The 5441-nt window shown below is 44.5% G+C and carries 5 protein-coding genes; 2 read left to right on the plus strand and 3 right to left on the minus strand.

Features of this window, described 5'->3' with window-relative positions; genetic code table 11:
* Window positions 1–750: 750 nt before the first annotated feature.
* Window positions 751–960, minus strand: coding sequence for a helix-turn-helix transcriptional regulator (locus EGI32_RS10595; RefSeq protein WP_255155367.1), 210 nt, complete (start codon window positions 958–960; stop codon window positions 751–753).
* Between the two features lie 3 nt (window positions 961–963).
* Window positions 964–1506: a DUF2975 domain-containing protein gene (locus EGI32_RS10600; RefSeq protein ID WP_255155368.1), complete on the minus strand. Its 543-nt coding sequence runs from the start codon at window positions 1504–1506 to the stop codon at window positions 964–966.
* Between the two features lie 231 nt (window positions 1507–1737).
* Between EGI32_RS10600 and EGI32_RS10605 the strand changes: the two genes are divergently transcribed.
* Entirely contained in the window at window positions 1738–3012 is a 1275-nt protein-coding gene (locus EGI32_RS10605) for a glycoside hydrolase family 2 TIM barrel-domain containing protein (protein ID WP_255155369.1), read from the plus strand.
* A 127-nt stretch (window positions 3013–3139) separates the two neighbouring features.
* Window positions 3140–3523 carry a PleD family two-component system response regulator gene (locus EGI32_RS10610; RefSeq protein ID WP_255155370.1) on the plus strand — a complete coding sequence of 128 codons (384 nt, stop codon included), beginning with the start codon at window positions 3140–3142 and terminating at the stop codon, window positions 3521–3523.
* Here the strand turns inward: EGI32_RS10610 and EGI32_RS10615 are convergent.
* Window positions 3520–5441: PepSY domain-containing protein (locus tag EGI32_RS10615; RefSeq protein ID WP_255155371.1), on the minus strand; the 1922-nt coding region annotated here is incomplete at its 5' end. The genes EGI32_RS10610 and EGI32_RS10615 overlap by 4 nt on opposite strands.

A 5441-nucleotide genomic window follows, 5' to 3' on the forward strand; every position in this document is an offset into this window, starting at 1 on the left:
AGTCCGTGAGACATGCCATATATTTTATAGTAAAATTTCTTACCCCCTGCATTTCCGTTTTGCGCAGCAAAACAATCTGCGAAATCCGCGTAATCATCTTAAAATCAGCGATACAAAAAAGGTCCGCACTTTCGTACAGACCTTTCAAAATTTTTTGTCTTGTGGGGGACACTACTGGTTTTTCGCTATCATCGCTGTGGTTAGCAGCATAAGCTGGATTTGGTTGGTTGGGTTCTTTCGAACGATATTGGATAAAAAATAAAAAAAAGTAGAAGTCGACTGATATTGAATTTTACGGTCTTTTTAATTGGATATTGGAAAATTCTTGGATGTGGTTTATCAGGATCTTTGGATATGATTGATGTTTTAATATCAATCAACTTCTGACACAAAGATGCGGCGAATTTAGCGGCTGCACAAGAGCAATACTGCTCGTTTTTGCATCCACGGTTATTACGGCTAAAAGTGAAAAGTATCGTAGAACTACGATGGGAAAATACCTCAATACCTGGTTTTCAGGAAGATCTGTAGTAAAACAATTACAAATAAAAGAGAAAAGCGGAGAAGCGGGATCACGGATTTAAAATTGATTAGGCGATTGCACAGATTGTTTTGCTGGCGCAAAATGCAGACAGGATTTTTTATAAAAAGTAATGAACTGATAATAGCTTGAAATTGTAAACTGCATTTGCTTTTTTCTGCAAAGCAGAAAAAATCCGTGCAATCGCCTAATCAATTTTAAATCCGTGATCATATCTCCTTCTTGTACTCCAACAGATCGCCGGGCTGGCAATCTAGCGCTTTACAAATAGCTTCCAGCGTACTGAACCGGACCGCTTTTGCCTTCCCGGTTTTCAGTATCGAGAGGTTCGCCAGCGTAAGGTCCACTTTTTCCGAAAGCTCATTCAGCGATATCTTTCGCTTAGCCATCATAACATCGAGGTTTACTATAATCGGCATATCTTATACGGTTAATTCATTTTCTGATTGGATTTCGATCCCTCTTTTAAAAACCTGTGCAATCATAAAGATTGCGCCGCCCAGCAACAAAAATTCTTCACCCCCGCCCAGGAATTCCCGCAGATCAGGAAGCGAAACCCCCTGTGCCCCCTGCAGCCAGTCGCAGAAATGATTGCCACAGACAGTAAAGAGCCCGGTGCCCAATGCCAGCCATGCTATTCCCGAAATAAGCTTCGATACTTCAATACTGAAGGGCTGAACAAGGTTGATCTTCATAAAGATCCTGATCACAAGGTAAAAGATGGTTGCCTTCAGGATTGTAACGATCACCATCACCGACATCAGGCTGATGTAATGCGATTTGCTGAAATAGTATAACGAAGAAAAATCAAGCTGCAGGTACATGCGCTTGGCCGCTTCCATGCCACCTACAAGGCCCGCGACGAAGGATACGATCACTGCACCGGCATTAATAGATACACCGATAAATATTATCCAGGCAATAATGTGCAGGAATATTAAAATCCCTTTGTTTGTTGTTTTCATTATCGTGATTTTTAAATATAATGCAAATATAGATAAATATTTATTGATAAACAATAAATATTTAGTGTTAATATAAAAAGTATCTTGTTGAGTTGAATTAATAAATTGATTTTGAATTATTTCTGCCCGGAAAAATTTTTTAAAATAAAGTAAAATCCTGCCCCAACTCTTACTCACAATCTGTGTGGCCAATCCTTATCTTTATAACCACATTAATCTCAAAACTAACCGATGCTGTCACGCTCTATTTCAAAATGGTTGGCCACGTTCAGCCTTTCAATGATTTGTATTTTCGCCCATGCCCAGGCTGTAAAAGTGGAGATACAGAAAACCGCGGATGGTTATTCGCTGCTGCGCAATGGCAAGCCCTATTTCATCAAAGGTGCCGGTGGCACCAGTTATATTGAACGATTGGCAAAATATGGCGGCAACTCAGTGCGTACCTGGGGCTCCGAAAAAGGAAAAGAAGTGCTGGACAAAGCAGCCAAACTCGGACTGACGGTAACTATGGGATTATCTGTAACGGCAGAACGCCATGGATTTAACTACGACGATACTGCTGCCGTACGCCGCCAGCTGGAAGGCCTGCGCAAGGAAGTGCGCAAATACCGCAATCATCCAGCCCTGCTGATGTGGGGTATCGGCAATGAGCTTAACCTCGAATACAAAAATGTGAAAGTGTGGGATGCTGTCAATGATATTTCAAAAATGATCCATGAGGAAGACCCCAACCACCCCGTGGCTACCATGCTGGCTGGGGTAAACCCACAAGTGATGCCCGAAGTGATTGACCGCTGCACAGATCTTGATCTGCTGGCAGTGCAGGTGTACGGGGGACTGGCAAAAGTGCCGGAAGAGATCAAACAAACCAACTGGAAAAAAGCGTATATCGTAACAGAATGGGGCCCTACCGGCCATTGGGAAAGTGTGCAAACCCCCTGGAACGCTTCAATAGAAGAAACCAGCAGCGAAAAAGCCGCGGTATACAAAAGCCGTTACGAGGCCTCCATCCAGAAAGATAAAAATTGCCTCGGTTCCTATGTATTTCTCTGGGGGCAAAAGCAGGAACGTACCCCCACCTGGTACGGGCTTTTTACAGAAGCCGGTGAAGAATCGGAAGTGATAGATGTGATGCAATATCTGTGGAACGGGGAATGGCCGAAGCTGCGTGCGCCCCATATTGACGGGATAACGATCAATGGAAAACAAGCGACGGATTTTATTTATCTGAAACCGGGTAAAAATTTTCCTGTTTCAGCGCCTTCTTCGGACCCGAATAAATTACCACTGACGCTGCGCTGGGAATTATTGCCCGAAAGTACCGATCTCAAAAACGGTGGCGATTGGGAATCGCGACCAAAAGCCATACCGGGGGCTGTTGTAAAAGAAGGCAAAAAAACGATCCTGAAAACACCCCAAAAAACAGGCGCCTACAGGCTTTTTGTATACATCACCAATGGAAAGAATAAGGTCGCCACGGCGAATGTGCCGTTTTATATACAATAGAGATTAGGGTTTGAAGATTAAAGTATGAGGATTAGGCACCCATCGTTTTAAACACTAAACCCTAATCTCTAACCTCTTATAAATATTTGGCTTTAAAATTGATTCGTAAAAGAAAACTACTCCACCAATGGTTGCAACTCATACCTCACCTATAAAAGTATTGCTGGTCGATGACGATATGGACCTGCTGTCGCTGATGAAATCAAGGCTTTCCGAATACGGGTTCGATGTATCCATTTGCCCCAATGGTGATGGCATTTATAGTATCCTCGCCAACAGGCCACCGGATTGTATCCTGCTCGATCTGCATATGAATGGCGTAAACGGGGAAGAATTGTGCCGTGAAATAAAGTCACATTCCGATCTCAAAAGTATCCCCGTGCTGCTGGTTTCTTCCGATGTAGAAATTGTGGATGCAGAAAAACGCTGCGGCGCGGATGGATATGTCAACAAGCCGATGAACCTGGATGAACTGACTGCCAGGATCGGCAGCATCAGCGTAAAAAATTAATAACAGTCCATGAGTATCTGCCCGTTGGATTGATAGTAACTGACGGCCTGATGATTTTTTTCAAGGCAGATATTTTCCAGCAGTGCGATCACATCGTTCTGCATGGAAAGCGAACCACAGATCATGATCACAGCTTTGCTGCGCAATGCACCGGCAATTTCATCCGCATCCTGCTGAACCAGGTCGATCACATGTTTCTTTTCTGCTTCCCTTGAATAGGCCACCTGCAAGCGGCTTAATTGCCCGTTGGCCATGTTCTCCGAAAGCTGCTGCTCATACAATTTATAGGAAGCCGCCCCGCGAAAACCACAGTACAATCTGCAATCTTTTTTAGAAACATTTTCATCGATCATTCCCAAAAACGGGGCGATGCCCGTTCCGTTGGATATCATGATGACCGCAGGTGCTTTAGCCGGGAAATGAAAATGATCGTTGTTGACGATCCTCGCTTTCAAAGTTGCCGCGGGATCGAGTGAATACAGGTAAGTAGATCCCAGCCCGTTTTCATGAAGCCTTACACTAAGCTGTATTTTGCCTTTTACTTTACCGATAGAATATAACCGCTCGCGGTGATCACCGGCCGGATAAATTGCCAGCAGATCGCCGGAGGTAAATTTCGTCCGTTGCTTTGCCTGCAACTGCAACAAAAAAGCCGGTTCTTCCGGCAACATACTTTGCTGCCCGGATACCAGGAAGGTCTTCAATTCACCGGCATTTATCCTGAACTCTTCCTGCGAAAATTGCAAAGGCACAGCAGCTTTCTGCGACCAGATATCGGCCCATGCACCAAATTCTACCGGCGACCGGTCGTTGACGGTATGGATCTCCAGCAACGGAACAGCCCATTGCTGCCTGCTTAATTCATTATTTACTTCAAAGGCGAATTTGCAAAAATCAGGATAGGCACGTGAGCCAAAACCGACCACCGAAAAATGAACGGGCTTTGTTTGCTGATGCAACTGCAGCACCTGCAGGAATTTTTTTGCATTGGTTGGCGGGTTGCCAAGCCCATAAGTTGCGGTAATGACGATGATGTGTTCCGCCTCCGGAAAAACCGTATAGTTATTGAGTTCCGTGAGAAAAGATGTTTTCCCGTTTTTCAAAAGTTGCTCGTGCAATGCTTTTGCATAACGGAATGTACTGCCATTTTCGGAGCCAACAAGAATGATGTAATTACTTTTGCCGGCTTTGTATTTATTGCTGACCCTGTTCGCACGCCGCTTCATCGTGATCCTGAAACCCGACCAGATAAAGAACACGATGTTGATGGCCGCTATGGCCAGGATGACTGCCCACACTGCACTTGCCCTGCCTGTATGAAGGTTCATGCTCAGGGAGGTAAGCCATTTTGTGTCAGGAAAAAATTGTTCGCTGAGGATGTCTCCCGTAAGCTGGTTGACGACTATCTCCCTGTCGTCTAACTTAAGGGTGTAATAATCTTCCGGGTCTTCGGAGAAGGGGAATTCTACCGATTTTACCTGTGAGAGTTTTATATGTTTAAAAACTTCAAATTTTGCCGGCTGTATCTCAGGTCCGGAACGGATCGCATCGAAATCAATTTTATGGCTGATTTTTTTTTCTTTGATGATACCGAGTGTTTTCAGCGAAAGGATGGTACCGCTGAGCGCAATGATGAGGATCGGGATCAGCATCAGGCGGCCGAGTGTTACGTGTGCATATTGCGCAAAATTATCTTTTACCACTTTGGTGAAAAACCGCCGGACACCGCGTTGCCGTTTTATGACGAGTATCGTACCCGACAATGCGATCAGTAATAAAAAAAATGATGTAAGCCCTACAAAGATCCTTCCCGCTTCGTGTAAAAAAAGAGAGCGATGAAGTGATGTCACCCATTGAAAAAATTCATTTTGTTTTTTGCGTAAGCCAAGCTGCCGGCCGGTTTGCGGGTCCACGTAAG

This window comes from Ferruginibacter sp. HRS2-29 (assembly GCF_024343615.1).
Lineage (GTDB): Bacteria > Bacteroidota > Bacteroidia > Chitinophagales > Chitinophagaceae > Ferruginibacter.